This is a genomic window from Staphylococcus sp. LKG3-1 (genome assembly GCF_048568385.1).
Classification (GTDB): domain Bacteria; phylum Bacillota; class Bacilli; order Staphylococcales; family Staphylococcaceae; genus Staphylococcus; species Staphylococcus saprophyticus.
Genome location: NZ_CP183796.1, coordinates 2174037 through 2197649, shown reverse-complemented (window position 1 = coordinate 2197649; position 23613 = coordinate 2174037). Strand labels below are relative to the sequence as shown.

Annotated in this window: 20 protein-coding genes, 3 rRNA genes and 1 other RNA gene; all 24 read right to left on the bottom strand. The window is 37.3% G+C overall.

Going from position 1 to position 23613, the window contains the following annotated elements; genetic code table 11:
- Positions 1-82 precede the first annotated feature (82 nt).
- Complete coding sequence (gene veg, locus ACM595_RS10840) at positions 83-346, bottom strand: biofilm formation stimulator Veg (RefSeq protein ID WP_002484209.1); 264 nt, start codon at positions 344-346, stop codon at positions 83-85.
- A 99-nt stretch (positions 347-445) separates the two neighbouring features.
- Positions 446-1336: a 16S rRNA (adenine(1518)-N(6)/adenine(1519)-N(6))-dimethyltransferase RsmA gene (gene rsmA / locus ACM595_RS10835; protein WP_002484210.1), complete on the bottom strand. Its 891-nt coding sequence runs from the start codon at positions 1334-1336 to the stop codon at positions 446-448.
- Positions 1337-1888, bottom strand: coding sequence for a ribonuclease M5 (gene rnmV, locus ACM595_RS10830; protein WP_011303876.1), 552 nt, complete (start codon positions 1886-1888; stop codon positions 1337-1339).
- A gap of 136 nt (positions 1889-2024) precedes the next feature.
- Positions 2025-2798 carry a TatD family hydrolase gene (locus ACM595_RS10825; protein ID WP_002484212.1) on the bottom strand — a complete coding sequence of 258 codons (774 nt, stop codon included), beginning with the start codon at positions 2796-2798 and terminating at the stop codon, positions 2025-2027.
- Between the two features lie 26 nt (positions 2799-2824).
- The gene (gene metG, locus ACM595_RS10820) at positions 2825-4801 is read right to left on the bottom strand and encodes a methionine--tRNA ligase (RefSeq protein ID WP_041080844.1); all 1977 of its coding nucleotides are present in this window, start codon (positions 4799-4801) and stop codon (positions 2825-2827) included.
- Between the two features lie 309 nt (positions 4802-5110).
- On the bottom strand, positions 5111-5947 hold the full coding sequence (gene rsmI, locus ACM595_RS10815) for a 16S rRNA (cytidine(1402)-2'-O)-methyltransferase (RefSeq protein ID WP_419744296.1): 837 nt from the start codon (positions 5945-5947) through the stop codon (positions 5111-5113).
- A 3-nt stretch (positions 5948-5950) separates the two neighbouring features.
- Entirely contained in the window at positions 5951-6199 is a 249-nt protein-coding gene (locus ACM595_RS10810) for a GIY-YIG nuclease family protein (protein ID WP_011303879.1), read from the bottom strand.
- Complete coding sequence (locus ACM595_RS10805; protein ID WP_069838111.1) at positions 6192-6917, bottom strand: tRNA1(Val) (adenine(37)-N6)-methyltransferase; 726 nt, start codon at positions 6915-6917, stop codon at positions 6192-6194. The genes ACM595_RS10810 and ACM595_RS10805 overlap by 8 nt, the downstream gene beginning before the upstream one ends.
- A 119-nt stretch (positions 6918-7036) precedes the next feature.
- Positions 7037-7378: a DNA replication initiation control protein YabA gene (gene yabA / locus ACM595_RS10800; protein WP_041080841.1), complete on the bottom strand. Its 342-nt coding sequence runs from the start codon at positions 7376-7378 to the stop codon at positions 7037-7039.
- A gap of 15 nt (positions 7379-7393) precedes the next feature.
- Positions 7394-8197, bottom strand: coding sequence for a PSP1 domain-containing protein (locus ACM595_RS10795; RefSeq protein WP_115340748.1), 804 nt, complete (start codon positions 8195-8197; stop codon positions 7394-7396).
- Positions 8198-8199: 2 nt separating this feature from the next.
- Positions 8200-9126: an ATP-binding protein gene (locus ACM595_RS10790; RefSeq protein ID WP_041080854.1), complete on the bottom strand. Its 927-nt coding sequence runs from the start codon at positions 9124-9126 to the stop codon at positions 8200-8202.
- Positions 9127-9260: 134 nt separating this feature from the next.
- On the bottom strand, positions 9261-9590 hold the full coding sequence (locus ACM595_RS10785; RefSeq protein ID WP_002484220.1) for a cyclic-di-AMP receptor: 330 nt from the start codon (positions 9588-9590) through the stop codon (positions 9261-9263).
- 26 nt (positions 9591-9616) lie between these two features.
- Positions 9617-10234, bottom strand: a complete 618-nt coding sequence (gene tmk, locus ACM595_RS10780; protein ID WP_002484221.1) for a dTMP kinase — start codon at positions 10232-10234, stop codon at positions 9617-9619.
- Between the two features lies 1 nt (position 10235).
- Positions 10236-11579, bottom strand: coding sequence for an aminotransferase class V-fold PLP-dependent enzyme (locus tag ACM595_RS10775; protein ID WP_419744295.1), 1344 nt, complete (start codon positions 11577-11579; stop codon positions 10236-10238).
- Positions 11580-11819: 240 nt separating this feature from the next.
- A 5S ribosomal RNA gene (rrf, locus tag ACM595_RS10770) occupies positions 11820-11934 on the bottom strand.
- A 78-nt stretch (positions 11935-12012) separates the two neighbouring features.
- Positions 12013-14935, bottom strand: a 23S ribosomal RNA gene (locus tag ACM595_RS10765).
- A 284-nt stretch (positions 14936-15219) separates the two neighbouring features.
- Positions 15220-16772 (bottom strand): 16S ribosomal RNA (locus ACM595_RS10760).
- Together the 16S, 23S and 5S rRNA genes form the textbook arrangement of a ribosomal RNA operon.
- A 536-nt stretch (positions 16773-17308) precedes the next feature.
- On the bottom strand, positions 17309-17905 hold the full coding sequence (recR, locus tag ACM595_RS10755; RefSeq protein ID WP_002484223.1) for a recombination mediator RecR: 597 nt from the start codon (positions 17903-17905) through the stop codon (positions 17309-17311).
- A gap of 4 nt (positions 17906-17909) precedes the next feature.
- Positions 17910-18227, bottom strand: coding sequence for a YbaB/EbfC family nucleoid-associated protein (locus ACM595_RS10750; RefSeq protein ID WP_002484224.1), 318 nt, complete (start codon positions 18225-18227; stop codon positions 17910-17912).
- An 89-nt stretch (positions 18228-18316) separates the two neighbouring features.
- On the bottom strand, positions 18317-20029 hold the full coding sequence (gene dnaX, locus ACM595_RS10745; protein ID WP_037539115.1) for a DNA polymerase III subunit gamma/tau: 1713 nt from the start codon (positions 20027-20029) through the stop codon (positions 18317-18319).
- A 59-nt stretch (positions 20030-20088) separates the two neighbouring features.
- On the bottom strand, positions 20089-20619 hold the full coding sequence (locus ACM595_RS10740; protein ID WP_002484226.1) for a GNAT family N-acetyltransferase: 531 nt from the start codon (positions 20617-20619) through the stop codon (positions 20089-20091).
- 188 nt (positions 20620-20807) lie between these two features.
- An RNA gene (gene ffs / locus ACM595_RS10735) (signal recognition particle sRNA large type) lies at positions 20808-21077 on the bottom strand.
- 106 nt (positions 21078-21183) lie between these two features.
- On the bottom strand, positions 21184-21909 hold the full coding sequence (gene treR, locus ACM595_RS10730) for a trehalose operon repressor (RefSeq protein WP_011303885.1): 726 nt from the start codon (positions 21907-21909) through the stop codon (positions 21184-21186).
- 25 nt (positions 21910-21934) lie between these two features.
- Positions 21935-23569 (bottom strand): alpha,alpha-phosphotrehalase, encoded by a 1635-nt coding sequence (treC, locus tag ACM595_RS10725; protein ID WP_002484228.1) that lies wholly within the window; start codon positions 23567-23569, stop codon positions 21935-21937.
- Between the last annotated feature and the right edge of the window lie 44 nt (positions 23570-23613).

The following is a 23613-nucleotide window of genomic DNA, read 5'->3' as shown; positions in this document are numbered from 1 at the left end:
TTTTTATATCAATCGTTCGAATATTAAAGTCTATTGTGAAAGTAAGATTCTGACAATCAAACATGACTTTAATTACTTTTATTTAGTGTGCAATTGCTTCTTGATGATTATCATCTTCAAAAGAAACTTGTACGTTTTCAGTTAAAACGTCAGTGTATGTATAAGACACACGTTCAAAATTATAAATATCTTGATCTAGTTCCACAATAAAAACAGAAGGGTAAGTTTCTTTTAACACACCACTACGTTCAATTGTTTTTTTACGTCCACCGTTCGCTTTAAGTACAATTCTGTTTCCTAATTGACAATCAAGTGAATTTTTGATGTCTCCAATAGATTTTGGCATATTGCTCCACCTCGCTACAAGTTGTATAATAACACAAAATGGAGGTTTTTGTCAAATAAAATATCAATTTTAGCAATGTCGGACGCGCTTGTCAATAATTTAAAATTCTAATTCTGTGAAATTTTGCAATTCATTGTATAAATTTGCAAATTCTTTTATTGAAAGTGTCTCTCCACGTCTTCGAGGATCGATGCCAGCCGCTTCTAACCATTCCAATATTTTTTCTTTATTCACTTTACCGTTTACAAATAAGCTTTGGTAATTATTATTGATTGTTTTACGTCTTTGACTAAATGCCGCTTTTGTCATTTTGAAAAATTTATTTTCGTCGTCAATATCAACGATAGGTGTTGGACGTTTCATCAATTTTACAACAATGGAATCTACATTAGGTGGCGGAAGAAAAACTGATTTAGGCACCGTTAATACTTTACTTGTTTCTGTATAATATTGTGCAACGATTGAGAGTGAGCCATAGGCTTTTGTACCAACTTGGGCATTAAGTCGTTCTCCAACTTCTTTTTGCATCATGACTACATAGCCATCAATTGGTAATTTCTGCTGCATTAAATTTAATAATATTGGCGTCGTAATATAATAAGGTAAGTTTGCGACAACCATAATCTTTTCACAATCAGCCAGGTGTTCTGTTACATAATGTGCGATATCTGCTTTAAGTATATCTTCGTTGATCACGGTTACATTATCGTAAGGTCCCATCGTATCTTTTAATACAGGTATTAAACGTTGGTCTATTTCAAATGCCATAACCTTTTTAGCACTTTTTGCTAATTGTTCTGTCAATGACCCCATACCAGGACCCACTTCTATTATACCTGTCTGTTCATCAATATCACTTGCGTCAATAATATTATGAATAATATTCACATCAATTAAAAAGTTTTGACCGAGACTTTTTTTAAAATTAAAGCCATATTGATTAAGTAAAGCTTTCGTACGTGTTGGTGTGGCAATATCTTTATAATCCATTTACGATTCACTTCCTTCTTCATCACTTAAAGCAGACCTAACATCTTCTTCTGTATAGCCAAATGCATTCAACTTATTGATTAACTGTTTACCATTAGAATGGCCTATATGCAGTTTGCGACCTAACTTTTCTCTTTTATGACGTGCGTCCTTACCAACGATTAATCCTAAATCGATTAAAACATCTTTACTTATTGATTCATGACCTTCTTCAAAAGGTGTACTCACATTCATTAAAGCTTCTTTAATATCACTTAATTGTGCATGCTCTACGCCAATTTTTCCACGTTTATTTTTAGCTTTTTCTTTATCAATATATGCATGTTTCACACCGGGAATCTGTTTTTGTATCGTGTTGCGGATTTTATCACCCGGGAAATCAGGGTCAGTTAATACGATAACACCTCTTGTTTCATAGGCTTGTGCAATTACCTTTAACGTTGATTCGTTAATGGCGCTACCATTTGTTTCAATCGTATCACATTGAACAGCTCTTTTTACGCGTTCAGTGTCATCTCTACCTTCAACTACAATAAATTCATTTATTTTCATTTATTGCTTCACCTTTCGTTACTTTAATTCATTTTAGATAAAAATAAAAAAGGTATCGGTTTTAATTGTGATTACCACTTAGTATGCCTTATATCAACTAAGCTCTATCTCAGACCGATACCTTTTTGAAATATGATTATGCTTTTAATTTAAACAATCGTTCTGCGTTTTCAGTTGTTTGTTTACACACTTCTTCGTAACTCACACCACGTAATTCAGCAATTTGTTCCGCAACTAATGTTACGCGGACAGGTTCGTTTCTTTTGCCTCTATAGGGATGTGGCGATAGGAATGGTGCATCCGTTTCAACTAACAGTCTATCAAAAGGCACATGCTTTGCAACTTCTTTTGGTTGTTTTGCATTTTTAAATGTAACAGGACCACCTAATGATACGTAAAAATTCAATTTATTGATAACATCGTTAGCAATTTCAGGTGACGCGCTAAAGCTGTGCATAATGCCACCAATCTCTTCAGCGTGTTCTTCTTTAAGAATATTTACACAATCTTGTGTCGCTTCTCTATTATGAATGATAATTGGTAAATTTACGCGTTTTGCTAATGCAATTTGCTTTCTAAACAATGCTTGTTGAACATCTTTGGGCGACTTATCCCAATGATAGTCTAATCCGGTTTCACCAATGCCAATCACTTTAGGGTGTGCTGCAAGTTTTTCAATCCATTCTAAACGCTCTTCAGTACAATCAATCGCATCTACAGGGTGCCAACCAATAATGCCATAGATAAATTCATATTGGTCAATGAGCTCCATCGTACGTTCTACTGTCGGCGTATCAAAACCAACAACAAACATACGATCCACACCATTCTCTCTTGCGCGTTCAATGACTTCCTCTAAATCTTCATCATATTGATCTGCATTTAAATGAACATGTGTATCGATTAGCATATTAATTCCGCTCCCTCAATTTGTGATTATTTAATTATTGCACCATTTGGAATTGCACTAGGCAAGCTTACAAGTGTAAGTACACCATCTTTTTCAGCAGAAAGTATCATACCTTCTGATTTTCTACCCATTAATTTAGCTGGTTTTAAATTAGTGACAACTGCTACCTTTTTGCCAATAATATCTTCAGGTTGATAGAATTTTGCAATACCTGAAACGATTTGACGTTGTTCACTATCCAAATCAACTTGAATTTTTAATAACTTATCAGATTTTTTCACTTGCTCGGCGTCAATAATTGTTGCAGCCTTGATTTCTACTTTATCAAAATCTTTGATATCAATTTGCGCTTTGCTAGGCAACTCTTCCTCAACTTCTTCTTCAATCTTGTCTGGTTGCATTGATTCCTTGATATAGCTAATTTCAACCTCGCTATCCAAACGTGGGAAGATTGGTTCGGGTTTACCACTCACCATAATCGGTTCAGTTAATGCGCCATACTGTTCAATACTTTCTAATTCAAAAAGTTCTGGTGCATTAATATTTAATTGGCTGAAGATTTGTTTTGGTCCATGTGTAAGGAATGGTCTTAATAATACCGCAATAATACGAATATTTTCTACTAAGTGTGCCATTACGTTACCAAGCATTTCTTTTTGATCCTCATCTTTAGCTAAAACCCATGGTGACGTTTCATCGATATATTTATTAGTACGACTAATGAATTTCCATATAGTTGAAAGTGCTACTGAGAATTGTAAGTCGTCCATATTTTCATGGAAAGTTTTGACAGTATCTAGTGCCATTTGTTCCATATCTTTATCTAATTCGTGTTTAGGACCTTGATATGCTGGTAGTTCACCATCAAAATATTTGTTCACCATTGAAATTGTTCGATTAACTAAGTTACCCAAGTCATTTGCTAAGTCATAATTTGTACGTTCTACAAATCCTTCTGGTGTAAATACACCGTCAGAGCCAAATGGTAATTCACGCATTAAGTAGTAACGTGTTGCGTCCAAACCGTAACGATTAATCAATACGTTAGGATCTACAACATTACCTTTAGATTTACTCATTTTCCCATCTTTCATAAGTATCCAACCATGTGCGAAAACTTTTTTAGGTAATGGAATGTCTAGTGCCATTAATAAAATCGGCCATATAATAGAGTGGAATCGTACAATTTCCTTAGCCATAATATGAATGTCTGCAGGCCAATATTTCTTAAATAGACTATCATCATCTGATAGATAACCTAATGAAGAAATATAATTTACAAGCGCATCTATCCAAACATAAACAACATGCTTAGGATTTGATTGAACACGAATACCCCAATCAAATGATGTTCTTGATACTGCCAAATCTTCAAGTCCTGGTTTAATGAAATTATTAATCATTTCATTTTTACGTGAAGGCGGTTGAATAAATTCAGGATTTTCATCATAAAATTCTAATAAACGGTCTGTATATTTAGATAAATTGAAGAAATAACTTTCCTCTTTTACTAATTCTACTTCATGACCAGAATCAGGACTCTTACCTCCAACAATCATTCCGTTTTCCATAATTGGATCGACTAATTGTGTTTCAGTATAATACGTTTCATCCGGAACAGAATACCAACCTTCATATTCACCAAGATAAATATCTCCCTGAGCCAATAAACGTTCAAATATTTGTTGTACAACTTCTTTATGTCTAATTTCTGTTGTACGTATAAAATCGTCGTTTGAAATCTCTAGTTTTCCCCATAAATCTTTAATACCAGCAATCATTTCATCAAGGTACTCGATTTCTGATTTCCCAGCTTTTTGTGCTTTTTCTTGAATTTTTTGTCCATGTTCATCCGTTCCCGTTAAATAACGAACATCATAGCCTTGCATTCTTTTATAACGTGCGATTACATCACCAGCTGTTGTCGTATAAGCATGACCGATATGTAAATTCCCACTTGGATAATATATTGGTGTAGTGATATAAAATGTTTCTTTCGCCATCAATGTTCCTCCTCGTTTCTTACATCATAAATATATCTAAATTTAATATTGTTTTCAATAAAGTAGACGTATGCTTCTGTACTGTTTTTATATGCATTTCATATTAATGAATTATATGGATAGTGTACGATTCATATGCGTTTTTTCCACTTTTTTACTGATATGATTTAATAATGGTTAATAATCTCTATCTTATCTACATTACCATAAATCACGCATGTTATGGGAGTTTTTCAACACTTTTTTATTGTTTATATATGATTTTATATTAAGTCACTTTCACGTCTCTTTTGAAGACTTATAAAATGATTAATTAACCACATGATAAATGTCGTATACTTCGCTCGTTTTCATATGACGTGCTTCCGCAACAACTTTTATAGCTGCTTTAGGTTTCATATTTTGATTTATATGATACGTTACATGTTCTTTTATAGACATATCCTCAAACCACGAAGTATCCTCTACATGTTCATCACCTTCAACAAGGACAACGAACTCACCTTTCAACGGAATATTTCCATCTTCAAGTTGCTCAATCACTTCGCTTACATAGCCTGTGACAATTTGCTCAAACTTCTTAGTAAGTTCTCTTCCAACTGATACTTTACGCGCTTCATCTATGTTTAGAATTGTTTTTAAGGTATCTTTCACACGATGCGGTGATTCATAAATAATCAACGTGCTATCTTCATACATACGCTGTTCTAATATCGAATGTTTTTGCTTTTCTTTTCTAGGTAAAAATCCTAAAAATGTATAAGTAAAAGAAGGCAACCCACTTGCCATCAGTGCAGTTAAACCCGCATTAGGTCCAGGTACTGTTTCTACTCTAATTTGTTTTTCTCTTGCAGCTACAACAAGTTCATATCCCGGGTCACTAATAAGTGGTAAGCCTGCATCTGATACGAGTGCAATATCCACACCTTCTTGTAATTGTTCAATTAAATAATCTGTTTGTTGTTCTTTGTTGTGATCATGATAGGACTTGAGTGGTGCTTGTATCTCATAATGCGCACATAATTTTTTTGTCACCCTCGTATCTTCACAAGCTATCAAATCTACATTCCGTAATATATCTACTGCACGATAAGTAATATCTGCTAAGTTACCGATGGGCGTTCCTACTAAATATAACGTTGACATAAGCTATCCCTCACTTATTAATTTAAGTTTTTTTTGACGTGAAAATGTCTTGATTTCATATTCACGTTTCAATGCTTCAGATTTGGTATCAAACATTTCTTGGTAAACTAATTGTACAGGACGTCTTATTTTTGTATATTTGGCACCTTGACCATTATTATGTTTGATAATTCTTTTTTCTATATCTTTTGCATATCCTGTATATAGACTGCCATCTTTACACTTAACAATATATATATAATGTTTATCCATAATATATTTCTCTCATTTCTTCGGTATAAGTGCCATCTTTGTTATATATGTAGAATGGTGGTTGAATTTCTAAGCCCTGATTCCCGCCTTTTCTACCTTCAACAACAATCGTTTGAGCCGCTTTATCCAGTTTACTGTATATAAAATAAATTTTTTTAGGTTCAATTTGATAAGTTCTCATATGACTTAAGACATCCATTAGACGTTCCGCCCTATGAACCATGATAAATCGACCACCTTGCTTTAACAAATGCCTTGCAGCATAACAACAATCTGCTAATGTACACATTATCTCATGTCTCGCTATCTTATGCGCATCTATTTGATGTTGGTGTTGCTGATTTGTTTTAAAATAAGGAGGATTACAAGTGACTAAATCATATTGAGACGGCTTGAAATATCTATGTGCTTCTTTCAAGTCCATTTGATACATATGGATTCTCTCTTCTAGTTGGTTATATGTAATACTTCTTCTAGCCATGTCTACTAATTGCTCTTGAATTTCGACAGCATCTATCATTTGTTGCCCTTTATTCGATATTACTAAAGGAATTACGCCGTTACCAGAGCACAAATCCATTATATTATCGCGCTTTTTCACATTGGTAAAGTGACCAAGTAATAACGCATCCGTCGAAAAAGAAAATACATTATCATTTTGTATAATTCTAAGGTTTTCTTTTAATAAATAGTCTAACCTCTCATTCTCTAACAACATTTCCCTTTCCTCCCTAAAAAAAGAGGACGAGATAACGATGCTTAATAATCAAGCCTATCGCTACACCTCATCCTCAATCACATGTCATCATTATACATTAACCATTTAAATCAGTTCGATTATTCACTTAATACTTCAAGACAAAATAAACAATCGTCACCTTTTCTGTGTTTACCGAATAATTCTCCATTACAAATATGAAAACCTTCTTTATAAAGCATTGCTAAATTATCTTTGCTACGTAGCGGTTGTTTCTTTGGTAGCTTTTTCCCATTTTCAACCGCTTTAGGTTTTTCTTCTTTGTCTATTAAAGTTTTTAAATTTTCATTCTCTATTTGTAAGGCGACATTTTCTTCAATCACTTCAACGGTAAGTTTTTTTAAATTTCCCATATCACTGTTGATTTGGTTTATATTGGCTTCTAGATTTGCTAATTTTTCAAATATGTCGTTACGATTCAATGTTGTATTAGCCTCCTAATTTAATGTTTCTAATTCTTCCATTTTATATTCAAGTGGCTGCTCTAGGCCCTCGACTTTAACTTGCATAGAAATATCTAAAATATTCAAACCTATGACTTTTCCATTACCTTCAGGCGTTTCAATAGCGTCTCCGACATCTGGTAATTGCGCGCGTGCTTCTTCATAATAATCATTTTCATATTTAAGACAGCACATTAGGCGACCACAGGCTCCAGATATTTTAGTGGGGTTGAGAGATAGATTTTGATCTTTTGCCATTTTAATAGAAACTGGTTCAAAATCACCTAAAAACGTAGAACAACACAGTGAACGGCCACATGGCCCTATACCACCTAGTAATTTAGCTTCGTCTCTGACACCAATCTGTCTTAACTCAATACGTGTTTTTAACTTCTGCGCCAATACTTTAACTAACTTTCGAAAATCGACACGTTCATCAGAAGTGAAATTGAAGATAACTTTTGATTTATCTAGTGTGTATTCACAATTTACCAACCTCATTTCTAACTCGTGTTGTTGTATCGTCTCTTTACATAATGCCATTGCCTCATCCGCATCATACTCATTTTTTTCATATTGTAGCAAATCATCTTCTGTAGCGAGACGAACAATTTCTTTTAATGGCAATGTGACATCTTGATCCGCAACATCTAATGGTGCATATTTCACGCGTCCCATTTCTAATCCTCTTTTTGATTCTACGACTACCCAGTCGCCAACGTCTAAATCAAAACCCTTTGGTGAATAATATTCCATTTTACCTGATTTTTGAAAATCTATTCCGACTATATTTTGCATTATTAATTCACCCCTTTTATTACAATTTGTTCAAATACTAACATCGGGTTAACATTTTGATTCAATTTTTTATGTGCTTCTGTTATTTGATCATACATCAAAATAATTTGATTGTATGTTAGTTTTTTCGAAAATGCTTTGATATCTTCCTTTAAATCATGATATATCATATCTTGATCCATACCTACTTTAGCATGCATGACATCTTCAAAGAAACCATTAACTGCTGCTAATGTCACTAACTGCAATTTTCTATTTTTAGCTTGTTTTAATAAATCCACAATAGCTATCAAAGCCATTGAACGATTGGTTAACAATAATTGGCACCATTTAACAACACTCTTGCGTAGAGCCATTAAATCGGTTTCTTCATTAAGCGTAACAGCGACTTCAATTTGCGTTGTATATGTACTTAACAATTCAGCTACTGGTTTAGCAATTTCTCGCTCAACTAATCGATTAATAAACTTGGTTTTATCAATTGGTTTAAAATAAACATGTTGGCATCTAGAATGTATCGTATCTAGAATTTGTTCTGGTTTTGTAGTTAATAAGATGGCTATTGTGTTTTCTGGAGGCTCTTCTAAAAACTTTAAAATGCTATTTTCGCCTTGAACTGTTAGTTTCTCAAAAGATTCAATAATGTACACTTTATAATCGCCTTCGATTGGAAGTTGATTCATGTGATGTACTAATTGTTCAACTTGATCCTTTTTTATTGTTGTTTCTTCAGATGATACATACATAAAATCAGGATGATTAAATGTTTCTACCTTTAACTGACATTGATAATCTCCATTACATAAAATAAGTTTCGTAAAATCAATAGCGACTTGCTGCATTGTTTGGCCATCATCGCCTTCAAATAAGTAAGCATGCGACAATTTGTTTGATTGATACGCTTTCGTCAGTCTTTCTTGTTCATCCATCATAAAGTTACTCCTTTATATAAAAAGGCTGCTCATACATAGTTGCCTTACAAAGCACATTTCTTAAGACCATCTTATATGTGTCCTAAACAAAAATGTAATTTGAAAGGTTACCATATATAGCAACCATAATTCTAGAATTGATGGAAAGCTTCAACAGGCATTACAAATACCGTTGCTCCTCCAACCTCTACTTCAACTGGGTAAGGTATATAAGAATCTGCACTTCCACCCATTGGTGTTATAGGTGATACAAGTTGTTCTCTATTACCGCAAGTGTCATTAATCACTTTCAACATTTCGTCTACACGGTCATCTTCGACACCTGATAGGAATGTTGTATTACCCGCTCTTAAAAATCCACCGGTTGTTGCAAGTTTCGTTGCTCTAAAGTTATGTTTAACAAGTTTGTCTGAAAGCTCTTGACTATCTTGATCTTGTACAATTGCTATAATCATTTTCATACTAAACACCTCTTCCCAGTATTATATCATAATTTTTCTAAGTATTTGCTTATAGATTCATATGTTGCGTTCACAACTTCATCTATGCTTCTATCTGCATCTATCACGATAAAGCGTTCAGACTCATTATGAATAATTTTTTTATATCCTTCAACTACTTTTTCATGAAATTTTACGTCTTCTTGATCAAGACGATTTTGATTTCGTTGATTTTTCAAAATACGTTCCCGACCTACAGCTACACTCACATCTAAATAAATTGTAATATCAGGATATAAACCATTTATTGCAAATTCATTAATAGACTTTACTTCTTCTATTCCTATACCCCGTGCATAGCCCTGATATGCTAAAGAACTATCTATATATCGATCACACAATACTAATTTCCCATTTTCTAAAGATGGAATGACTTTACCCACAAGATGTTCTCGTCTTGAAGCTGCAAATAATAATGCTTCTGTACGATCATCCATGTCGTCACCCTCAAGTAATACCTCACGAATTTGCTCTCCCGTCTTTACGCCACCGGGCTCTCTTGTGAGCACAACACTGTATTGATTTTCTAATTTTTGTGCTACTTGTTGTATCACAGTAGTTTTACCTGAACCTTCCGGCCCTTCAAAAGTTATAAATGCAGACATCTTATTCATCCTTAATTTCTATTTTATTATCTTTCATACCTTCAACTCTAATTTGATGATTACACCAATAATTCATTAATTTTATCATATTTTTAGTGATAATTTCTCCTCTTAGCATGATTGGAATACCCGGAGGATAAGGAGTTAAATGCGTCGCCAATATTTTATTATATGCTTTATCTATATCTATCTTCTTAACCTTATCTATTTCTCTATAATCATACGTACCTTCTTCATTGTAAAAGGGTACATCCGTTACTTCAAACGCAACTCTTGTTTCTATATTTATTGCGCTTATTCTTGCTAACAAATCATCAAATGGAAATTGATCGCCTTTATGCCATAAAGGTAGGACTAGTAAAACTTGATAGTCATCCGCAAGCTCTACATAAATCTCTTGGTTTTCAAAAAGTGTTTGAAGTTCGATTCCTGTATAACCATTACACTGAATATTCAATTTGAGTGGATCTTCTACAGCAATAATACGCATACCTTTATCTTTTAACACTTTAATTAACTGTGATCTTTTTTCAAAAAACAGACTACTATCATAGCTTTTATAAAAGTCATGTGCTAATTCTAAACTACTCATCAAAAGATAGGATGGACTTGAAGATTGAAAGTAAGTTAAATATTTCAATATATCTTCACGTAACGGCGCCTTTTTATGTATAAAAATAATAGAACTCATCGTGAGTGATGGCAACGTTTTATGATAAGACTGCACAACATAATCCGCCCCCATATTCAATGTAGAATTTGGAAAACCCATTAAATTGAAATGCGCACCATGAGCTTCATCTATTAATGTAGGAATTTGACATGCTTTCATATACTTAATCGTAGACGCTACATCAAAGCACTCGCCATAATAATTAGGATAAGTGAAAACTGCTAATTTCGCTTTATCTACCTGAGTTTTTAGTGACACTTCGTCTGGACCAACATACTGTTTTGTCTTACTACTTATGCTCGTTTTTAATAATTTACTAGAAGCACGCGCTAAATCCAAAGCATGAAAAACAGATTTATGTACATTTCTTGCGATGATATACTCTCCCTTTACTTTAGCAAAGCTTTGTATCACTGCTAATATACCGGATGTCGTTCCATTGACTAAAAAGTAAGCATCATAATCAGGATGCTTGTTGATATGTTGCATACTTTGCCCAATAACATCTTCAGCTTGATGCAAATCATCCAATCCTGTAATTTCTGTCATATCCATTTCCATTTTCAACTCATTTAAATAGCCTATCGTCATATTTTTATGGCCAGGTACATGCATGGAAATTGGTTGCTTATTCAATAAATGATTGAGCCGATCTGTTAATGGTAATGTCATTAAATCCCCTACTTTTCAAACTGAAATTCTATTTTATATGTCCCTATATTTTAACATGTCCCTAGCGACTTCTCTATAGTCATTATATTCAACTAAATATTCTTACATACGAGTTTTGACTCGTATGTTCATTAGCTTCAAACGCTTTCTCATAATAGCTTATTTTAGGTTTTTCAGTTCTTCGAACTGGAAGTTAAGCTTTTTTAACATAAAAAAAGAGACCCGCTTGGGTCTCTGATTGCCTGGCAACGTCCTACTCTTGCGGAACGTAAGTCCGACTACCATCGGCGCTAAGGAGCTTAACTTCTGTGTTCGGCATGGGAACAGGTGTGACCTCCTTGCCATTGTCACCAGACAATGAAATGTATGAAATTATACATTCAAAACTAGATAGTAAGTAAAATATGATTCAACCAAACAAAACATTTAAAATTTGATTAAGTCTTCGATCGATTAGTATTCGTCAGCTGCACATATCGCTATGCTTCCACCTCGAACCTATTAACCTCATCATCTTTGAGGGATCTTATAACCGAAGTTGGGAAATCTCATCTTGAGGGGGGCTTCATGCTTAGATGCTTTCAGCACTTATCCCGTCCATACATAGCTACCCAGCGATGCCGTTGGCACGACAACTGGTACACCAGAGGTATGTCCATCCCGGTCCTCTCGTACTAAGGACAGCTCCTCTCAAATTTCCTACGCCCACGACGGATAGGGACCGAACTGTCTCACGACGTTCTGAACCCAGCTCGCGTACCGCTTTAATGGGCGAACAGCCCAACCCTTGGGACCGACTACAGCCCCAGGATGCGATGAGCCGACATCGAGGTGCCAAACCTCCCCGTCGATGTGAACTCTTGGGGGAGATAAGCCTGTTATCCCCGGGGTAGCTTTTATCCGTTGAGCGATGGCCCTTCCATGCGGAACCACCGGATCACTAAGTCCGTCTTTCGACCCTGCTCGACTTGTAAGTCTCGCAGTCAAGCTTCCTTATGCCTTTACACTCTATGAATGATTTCCAACCATTCTGAGGAAACCTTTGAGCGCCTCCGTTACTCTTTAGGAGGCGACCGCCCCAGTCAAACTGCCCATCTGACACTGTCTCCCACCATGATAAATGGTGCGGGTTAGAAATCCAACACAGCGAGGGTAGTATCCCACCAACGCCTCCACGTAAGCTAGCGCTCACGTATCTCAGGCTCCTACCTATCCTGTACAAGCTGTGCCGAATTTCAATATCAGACTACAGTAAAGCTCCACGGGGTCTTTCCGTCCTGTCGCGGGTAACCTGCATCTTCACAGGTACTATGATTTCACCGAGTCTCTCGTTGAGACAGTGCCCAAATCGTTACGCCTTTCGTGCGGGTCGGAACTTACCCGACAAGGAATTTCGCTACCTTAGGACCGTTATAGTTACGGCCGCCGTTTACTGGGGCTTCGATTCGTAGCTTCGCAGAAGCTAACCACTCCTCTTAACCTTCCAGCACCGGGCAGGCGTCAGCCCCTATACATCACCTTACGGTTTAGCAGAGACCTGTGTTTTTGATAAACAGTCGCTTGGGCCTATTCACTGCGGCTCTCCTGGGCGTTAACCCTAAAGAGCACCCCTTCTCCCGAAGTTACGGGGTCATTTTGCCGAGTTCCTTAACGAGAGTTCGCTCGCTCACCTTAGAATTCTCATCTTGACTACCTGTGTCGGTTTGCGGTACGGGCACCACAATTCTAGCTAGAGGCTTTTCTTGGCAGTGTGAAATCAACGACTCGAGGAAACAATTTCCTCTCCCCATCACAGCTCAATCTTAAGAGTGCCGGATTTGCCTAACACTCAATCTCACTGCTTGGACGTACAATCCAATCGTACGCTTCGCCTATCCTACTGCGTCCCCCCATTGCTTAAAACGAATAATGGTGGTACAGGAATATCAACCTGTTATCCATCGCCTACGCCTATCGGCCTCAGCTTAGGACCCGACTAACCCAGAGCGGACGAGCCTTCCTCTGGAAACCTTAGTCAATCGGTGGACGGGATTCTCACCCGTCTTTCGCTACTCACACCGGCATTCTCACTTCTAAGCGCTCCACATGTCCTTGCGATCATGCTTCAACGCCCTTAGAACGCTCTCCTACCATTGTCCTTACGGACAATCCACAGCTTCGGTAATATGTTTAGCCCCGGTACATTTTCGGCGCAGTGTCACTCGACTAGTGAGCTATTACGCACTCTTTAAATGATGGCTGCTTCTAAGCCAACATCCTAGTTGTCTGGGCAACGCCACATCCTTTTCCACTTAACATATATTTTGGGACCTTAGCTGGTGGTCTGGGCTGTTTCCCTTTCGAACACGGACCTTATCACCCGCGTTCTGACTCCCAAGTTAAATTGATTGGCATTCGGAGTTTGTCTGAATTCGGTAACCCGATAAGGGCCCCTCGTCCAAACAGTGCTCTACCTCCAATAATCATCACTTGAGGCTAGCCCTAAAGCTATTTCGGAGAGAACCAGCTATCTCCAGGTTCGATTGGAATTTCTCCGCTACCCACAACTCATCCGCTCACTTTTCAACGTAAGTCGGTTCGGTCCTCCATTCAGTGTTACCTGAACTTCAACCTGGTCATGGGTAGATCACCTGGTTTCGGGTCTACGACCAAATACTCAACGCCCTATTCAGACTCGCTTTCGCTACGGCTCCACATTCACTGCTTAACCTTGCATCAAATCGTAACTCGCCGGTTCATTCTACAAAAGGCACGCCATCACCCATTAACGGGCTCTGACTACTTGTAAGCACACGGTTTCAAGTTCTATTTCACTCCCCTTCCGGGGTACTTTTCACCTTTCCCTCACGGTACTGGTTCACTATCGGTCACTAGAGAGTATTTAGCCTTGGGAGATGGTCCTCCCAGATTCCGACGGAATTTCTCGTGTTCCGTCGTACTCAGGATCCACTCAAGAGTGAACAAACTTTCGACTACAGGATTATTACCTTCTTTGATTCATCTTTCCAGATGATTCGTCTAGTCTGTTCTTTTGTAACTCCGTATAGAGTGTCCTACAACCCCAACAAGCAAGCTCGTTGGTTTGGGCTCTTCCCGTTTCGCTCGCCGCTACTCAGGGAATCGATTTTTCTTTCTCTTCCTGCGGGTACTAAGATGTTTCAGTTCTCCGCGTCTGCCTTCAGATATGCTATGTATTCACATATCGATAACACGACATAACTCGTGCTGGGTTTCCCCATTCGGAAATCTCTGGATCAAAGCTTACTTACAGCTCCCCAAAGCATATCGTCGTTAGTAACGTCCTTCGTCGGCTTCTAGTGCCAAGGCATCCACCGTGCGCCCTTAATAACTTAATCTTTTTTGACTTTCAACACGAACAAGTCGGTTGAAAACCCAAAATGTTATTAATCTGTGAGTGTTCTTTCGAACACTAGCGATTATTTCTTTTTGAATTCAAAGCTTGTTAAAAAACTCTAATTCACTCGGTTTTGCTTGGTAAAATCATAAATTTTACTTACTTATCTAGTTTTCAATGTACAAAATAATGCAATGAATACTCCAATGAGCATTCAAAACTGAATACAATATGTCAATGTTATTCCTGCATCTTCGTAAGAAGATGTTCCGAATATATCCTTAGAAAGGAGGTGATCCAGCCGCACCTTCCGATACGGCTACCTTGTTACGACTTCACCCCAATCATTTGTCCCACCTTCGACGGCTAGCTCCATAAATGGTTACTCCACCGGCTTCGGGTGTTACAAACTCTCGTGGTGTGACGGGCGGTGTGTACAAGACCCGGGAACGTATTCACCGTAGCATGCTGATCTACGATTACTAGCGATTCCAGCTTCATGTAGTCGAGTTGCAGACTACAATCCGAACTGAGAACAACTTTATGGGATTTGCATGACCTCGCGGTTTAGCTGCCCTTTGTATTGTCCATTGTAGCACGTGTGTAGCCCAAATCATAAGGGGCATGATGATTTGACGTCATCCCCACCTTCCTCCGGTTTGTCACCGGCAGTCAACCTAGAGTGCCCAACTTAATGATGGCAACTAAGCTTAAGGGTTGCGCTCGTTGCGGGACTTAACCCAACATCTCACGACACGAGCTGACGACAACCATGCACCACCTGTCACTTTGTCCCCCGAAGGGGAAGGCTCTATCTCTAGAGTTTTCAAAGGATGTCAAGATTTGGTAAGGTTCTTCGCGTTGCTTCGAATTAAACCACATGCTCCACCGCTTGTGCGGGTCCCCGTCAATTCCTTTGAGTTTCAACCTTGCGGTCGTACTCCCCAGGCGGAGTGCTTAATGCGTTAGCTGCAGCACTAAGGGGCGGAAACCCCCTAACACTTAGCACTCATCGTTTACGGCGTGGACTACCAGGGTATCTAATCCTGTTTGATCCCCACGCTTTCGCACATCAGCGTCAGTTACAGACCAGAAAGTCGCCTTCGCCACTGGTGTTCCTCCATATCTCTGCGCATTTCACCGCTACACATGGAATTCCACTTTCCTCTTCTGCACTCAAGTTTCCCAGTTTCCAATGACCCTCCACGGTTGAGCCGTGGGCTTTCACATCAGACTTAAGAAACCGCCTACGCGCGCTTTACGCCCAATAATTCCGGATAACGCTTGCCACCTACGTATTACCGCGGCTGCTGGCACGTAGTTAGCCGTGGCTTTCTGATTAGGTACCGTCAAGACATGCACAGTTACTTACACGTTTGTTCTTCCCTAATAACAGAGTTTTACGAGCCGAAACCCTTCATCACTCACGCGGCGTTGCTCCGTCAGGCTTTCGCCCATTGCGGAAGATTCCCTACTGCTGCCTCCCGTAGGAGTCTGGACCGTGTCTCAGTTCCAGTGTGGCCGATCACCCTCTCAGGTCGGCTACGTATCGTCGCCTTGGTAAGCCGTTACCTTACCAACTAGCTAATACGGCGCGGGTCCATCTATAAGTGATAGCAAAACCATCTTTCACTTTAGAACCATGCGGTTCCAAATGTTATCCGGTATTAGCTCCGGTTTCCCGAAGTTATCCCAGTCTTATAGGTAGGTTACCCACGTGTTACTCACCCGTCCGCCGCTAACGTCAAAGGAGCAAGCTCCTTATCTGTTCGCTCGACTTGCATGTATTAGGCACGCCGCCAGCGTTCATCCTGAGCCAGGATCAAACTCTCCATAAATGAATTATGATGTTTGATTAGCTCATAAAATACTAATTTGTGTTATCTCTAACACTTGTTTTGAACCAACAATTTAATGTTGCGTTCGGAATTAACGTTGACATATTGCAATTCAGTTTTCAATGTTCATTTCTTCAATCACAAGAATTAATTTTACTCGCTTTGACTCAGAAAGTCAAGAACTTTTAAAAATTATTTTTCGTTGTGTTTTTCATTTCGTTTTTGTGTTTGTCGTTTTGTTTCGTCCGACAAGATAATACTATACACGCTTAATTTACTTTTAACAACGGTAAAATTTACACTATAACTCCGTGGTTTCATTACGTTTTCATCAAAAAGCAAACCTCCTTATACATATATTTGTTAAAGTACGGTTTTAGACAATTTAAAGATTGTAACACTACACTTATCATAGATTTACTGCTCAATAACCATACTTTGATTTCTTTTACATTTTTTTAATTTTATTTACAAAAAAATAAAGCTATCTGTTTAAGATAGCTTTATCGCTTACTTCATATTGTATTTTAACCATATTACATCTCTGTTCTGCCCATGATAGCCTTAGATAATGTAACTTCATCAGCATATTCTAAATCGCCACCAACAGACAAACCTTGAGCTAATCTAGTGACAGTAATTCCAATAGGTTTTACTAATCTAGATATATACATCGCTGTCGATTCACCTTCTAAATTAGGGTTCATCGCTAATATAAGTTCTTTAACTTCTTCATCTTTGAGTCGGTTAATCAAACTAGGGATATTGATGTCTTCTGGTCCAATACCATCCATCGGCGAAATAGATCCATGCAAGACATGATATAAACCTTTATATTCTCTCATCTTTTCCATTGCAATAACATCTTTATCATCTTCGACTACACAAATAACCGAGCGATCTCGTTGTTTATCCTGACATATATAGCAAGGATCCTGTTCTGTAATATGCCCACACTCACTACAATAAGTAAGTTCTCGTTTCACATCTACTAATGCCTTAGCAAATTGTACAACGTCATCTTCTTTCATATCTAATACATGAAACGCCAGACGTTGAGCTGTTTTTGGCCCAATGCCTGGCAGTTTCATGAAACTGTCAATTAGTTTCGAAATTGGTTCAGGATAGTGCATATGATCACATTCCAGGGATGTTTAAGCCTTGCGTATGCTTACCTAAACGTTCTTGTGTAAGTTCATCAGCTTTATTCATTGCTTCATTCGTTGCAGCAATTACTAAGTCTTGTAACATTTCAATATCATCAGGGTCTACCGCTTCTTCTTTAATTTCCACGTCAAGCACCTCTTTATGACCAGAAACTGTTACAGTAACCATACCGCCACCAGCTGTACCTTGTACTTTTTCTTCTTTAAGCTTTTCTTGCTCTTCGCCCATTTTCTTTTGCATTTTTTGCATTTGTTTCATCATTTGTTGCATATTTCCGCCACCGCGCATAAATATATCCTCCTTAAAACTTATATATTATATTGAATATCATTCATCTTTCGTTTCATTATACATGCCTTTTTAATCATTGTCATGTATCACTCTTCATCTATGATATTTACCGTACTTTCACCAAATAGGTCTTTCGCTTTCTGAACTAAGTCTACTTCTTCAGGTTCTGTTGTATCCGTACCATTGTTATGTGTATCTTCTGATGTACCTTGCTTCCTATTTTGAAGGTATTCTGATCTCACACGCATCCACTGGTCTGCAGGTACGCCAACCACTTTAACGGTTTTATCTATAATATTACAAACAACATTTTCGATATTTTCACGTTTTTCATCGTCTTTATTCACGATTTCACAATGAATTTCTTCTTCTAATTTAATTAGTACATGTGTTTCACTTGCAGCCACCGGTTCAGAATTTTGTAAAAGACTGACCAATGACTTCATATCATTACTTTTAGCATGATCAACCACTTCTTGCCAGTGATCTTTAAGCTGCTTGATATCATCTTTATTAGCTTTATCTAATACTTTAGCAATTTGCTGCATAGAAAATGCATTTTTAGACTGACTACTTTTAGTTGTAGAACGTTTTGATTGTTGTGGTTGCGCACTCGTTGTTACACCATTCGCTTTAAGTGTTTTTAATTCACTTTCTAATTGTTCCATTCTTTGCAGTAACACATCATTGTTTGGTTCTGTTGCTACACTTGTAGTCGCTAATGTTTGAACACTTTCTGGTTTTTCTTTTATCATTTCTGCGATTTTTACTAACAAGACTTCAAAATGCACACTTTGGTTTACGCTAAATCTAATAGAAACGAGTGTATCATTAATGATATCAATCATTTTGTAAAGTACTTCTAAATCAAAATGCATCAGCGCATCATATTCAGTTTCTTCATTAGATGTCTTATTCATGATTGTATCTCTGACAAAGTAGATCATATCGTTAATCAAACGATTTACTTCTTTACCTTGTGAGATGAATTGATGATACGTAGAGAATGCGTTTCTCACATCACCTTCTACAACTTCCTTAAATAATTCATTTAAAGCTTTCGCATCTACACTACCAGTAACATTCAATGCATCTTCTAACGTTAAATGTTCATCTCCAAAAGCAATTGCTTGGTCCATGATACTCAATGCATCACGCATACCACCTTCGGATGCTTTGGCGATAAAGTTTAATGCCGCTTCATCATATTCAATCGCTTGCGATTCCGCTACAAACTTTAATCTTTCCACAATTTCTTCCTGGCTTATCGCTTTAAAATCAAATCTTTGAGCTCTTGATATTATTGTCGGAGGTATTTTATGTGGTTCTGTCGTTGCTAAGATAAATATAGCGTGTGCTGGTGGTTCTTCCAATGTTTTAAGCAATGCATTGAAAGCACCTGTAGTTAGCATATGCACTTCATCAATAATATAAACTTTAAACTTTGATTCGCTCGGCGCATATTTTACTTTATCTCTAATATTTCTAATCTCATCTACACCATTATTACTCGCAGCGTCAATTTCAATCACATCTGAGTTAGTCCCTCGTGTAATCCCTTTACAAATTGCGCATTCATTACACGGTTCACCATCTGAACGTTCAAGACAGTTAATTGCTTTCGCAAACACTTTCGCAATACTTGTCTTACCTGTCCCTCTTGGACCACTGAAAATGTATGCATGGGATTGTTTCTCTTTTGAAATTGCATTGCGTAGTGTTTTAGTTACATGTTCTTGACCTACAACATCTTCGAAACTCTGCGGTCGGAACATTCTATATAAAGCTTGATAATTCACTTTCGCACCTCCAATTGCATTCACAAACTATTATAGCATTGAACTTCGTACTTTGAATATCAATTAAAAGCTTCTGAGTACACGACATCACCTTGAGGCTGTTCTAATAGTTGATCCCACAGGAATTTTACCATGAAATATTCTGAAGGCACGTCAAATGGACATGTTATGTCATAATCTGCTGCTGGTTCGTATCCAAACTGATTATAATATTTTGGGTCACCTAGCACTATAATGGTTGTATAGTCTTGTGTTTTCGCACGTTCTTCTACAGCTTGTATCAACGCCTTACCCAAGCCTTTATTTCTATATTCCGGCAATACTGATAGTGGGGCTAATGCCAGAACAGTATATCGCTTCGTTCCATTAATGACTGTTATTTCAGATAGCATAATGTGACCGACCACATCACCGTCATTATTTTTAGCTACCACTTCAAGCTCATAATTATACTCAGGTGCGTTCCTCAGTTTAGCTACCAAATTTTGTTCATCATGATTCGACTCTGTAACATCTGCAAATGCTGCTTCGATTGCTTTCAAGCTTGTGTCATAATCATTTTCAGTTAGCGTACTTAAATATATTTGCATTGGTTTCCCCCCAAACGTTCAGTTCAAGACTTTAATGTCATAACATCGATTTCCAACAAGTTTTAAGACGGTTCCAATATGCCATCAAAGTATTGTTTATATTTTAATATAAAAAAAGAGTGACCGCTATCAAAAGATAAGTCACTCTTTATATATGTATATGATTTCATTAGTTTTAAAAATTAAAACCGTGCACCTTCGCTTCGAATGCGTATCACAAACGTTACCAAAGTCGACAGCTAAATCTCGGCAACCCTACGGCACATACGATGATCCACTTAATGCTGCTTCCGTCAGGACCTGACATGATTCATGGGTTCATATTGCATAGGACCGAGATCTTCAGACACTACGTGCTTTGGGCAGACTTCACAAAAACGCACCCTTAGCAAAGGAATTAAGTCTCGCATAAAGCGGATTTCGAGTACAGGGAACCGCTACCTCCCCACCTAGCACGGCAAGATATATCATACTATAATCTCATATTAGAATGCAAGTATTACCTTTTGCATGGCTAGTAAAACCTTTACAAATCCTTCAAACATCAGTCTTATCATTGTACATTTATAGTTTATGACGTCTAGAAAAATCATTGAATTTAAATTCGGTCGCTAAATGTTTAGAAATATTATACTGAAATATCGTAGTGTCTTTTAAATGAACAATGCCACGTACCGTCGCTGTATAGGCTGGATTGATTTCACCAAACACTTCATACTCCATCTCTCCAAACGGTTCAAATGTTATGGATTTGTTTGAATAACTAATTTCCAACCCTAATGTTTCCTCAATGTATTGATATAAAGAGTTTGTAGCAATTTCCGCTGTAACATTCGGCACAATTTCTTCTATTAGATAGTCTTCATCAATGATTTTTACTCTATCATCTATTTTTCTAGTACGTACCACATGACATAAGACAGTATTCATACTAATATTTAAAGCTTCTTTGACTCTCGGAACATCGCCCGCAGTAATGCTTTCGATCATCTTCACTTCTGTGTCATGCTGTAAACCTAGTCCGCGTTGCACTTCTCTAAAACTGGTTAAGTCAGCAAAAGGAAATTCTGTTACACCTTGATAAATAACAATAGAACCTTTCCCTCGAATCTTTTGTATCATGCCTTCTCTAACGAGTAAATTTAGCGCTTTACGTACAGTTTCACGTGATGCCTGATAAGATTCTACCAATTCATGTTCCGATGGCAATTGAGCACCATACGATATACGTGATTCAATAATATCTTTCCGCAATGTTTCATATATCGTAATAAATTTCTTCTGTGTCATCGTTTCGCTCACTGCCTTTTATAGATTAATGTGCAACTACTATGACGCCAAATCCATCAATCTTTCCATCTATCAACTGGCCATATTGCACTATGACTTCGCCATCTAACTTTAATCCTTCTGGTATTTCTATGCGTTCTTTTGAAAAGTTTGCAAGCACTATCCAAGTTTCACCTTTATAATGACGTTTATATATAAACAATTCATTGTGATCCATGTATAGTGGTTCAATACTTCCATAAGTAATAATGTCATGCTCATGGCGTAATTGAATTAAATGTCGATATGTCTGAAGTATGGATTGTTCATCTTCAACAGCTGCTTCAACGTTTATTTTATCAAAATTATTAGGGATATCAATCCATGGTGTACCTGAAGTGAAACCAGCATGTTCACCTGCTGTCCATTGAACAGGCGTTCTAGAATTATCACGTGATTTTTGTCCAAGAATAGTTAAAATTTCTTGCTCCTCATATCCTGCTGCTTTCATTTTGTCATAAGCATTTAAAGATTCAACATCACGATACTGTTTAATGTCATTAAAGCCTGGATCCGTCATACCAATTTCTTCGCCTTGGTAAATATATGGCGTCCCTTGCAACATATGCAGTACAGTCGCTAGCATCTTAGCACTTTGTTTACGTAGTGGTTCAGATGTGTCATCACCAAAACGCGTAACGACACGAGGCTGATCGTGATTACACCAAAATATCGCGTTCCAACCGCCACCTTCATAAATACCAAGTTGCCACTCCATTAGAATGTCTTTCAACTTATGAAAATCTAATTTAGCATTCGACCATTTTTCTCCGTCTACATAATCTACTTTAAGATGATGAAAATTAAACACACTACTTAATTCTTGTCGTTCAGGCGAAGTATATTTCACACAATGATCTATGGTTGTCGAAGACATTTCGCCAACAGTCATTAATTGTTTATCACCAAATGTTTGCTGATTCATTTCGTGTAAATAGTCATGAACACGTGGACCATCTGTATAGAATTCTTTGCCGATTTTTTCGGAGTTTTTAAATTCACCTTTTGAAATGAGGTTAATGACATCGAATCGAAAACCATCTATTCCAAAATCAATCCAGTGATTAATGATGTCGTATAGCACACGTCTGACTTCAAGATTATCCCAGTTCAAATCTGCTTGTGTCACATCAAATAAATGTAAATAATATTCATCCGTTTTTTCATCATATTTCCAGGCATTTCCACCAAATTTGGATTCCCAATTCGTAGGTGGTTCTTCATTTGCCGATCTTCTAAAGAAATAATAATCTCTATAAGGACTATTTTTATCAGCATATGCTTGCTTAAACCATTCATGCTCTGTTGACGTATGGTTGATCACGATGTCCATCATAACCTTGATATCTCTTTTATGCGCTTCAGCCACTAGCATTTCTAAATCTTCAATTGTCCCAAACTTCTCATTCACTTTATAATAGTTGCTAATATCATAACCATTATCATTCATAGGCGATTCATATACCGGTGTTAGCCAAATATAGTCCACACCGAGATATTGTATATAATCTAATTTTTCAATAATTCCTTGTAAGTCACCTTCACCACTACCTGTCGTATCATTAAATGACTTCGGATAAATTTGATAAACGACTGATTTTCTCCAATCATTTTGTTGCATATTATTGCCACCTCTACTTTTAATATTTTAAAAAAGAAACCCGC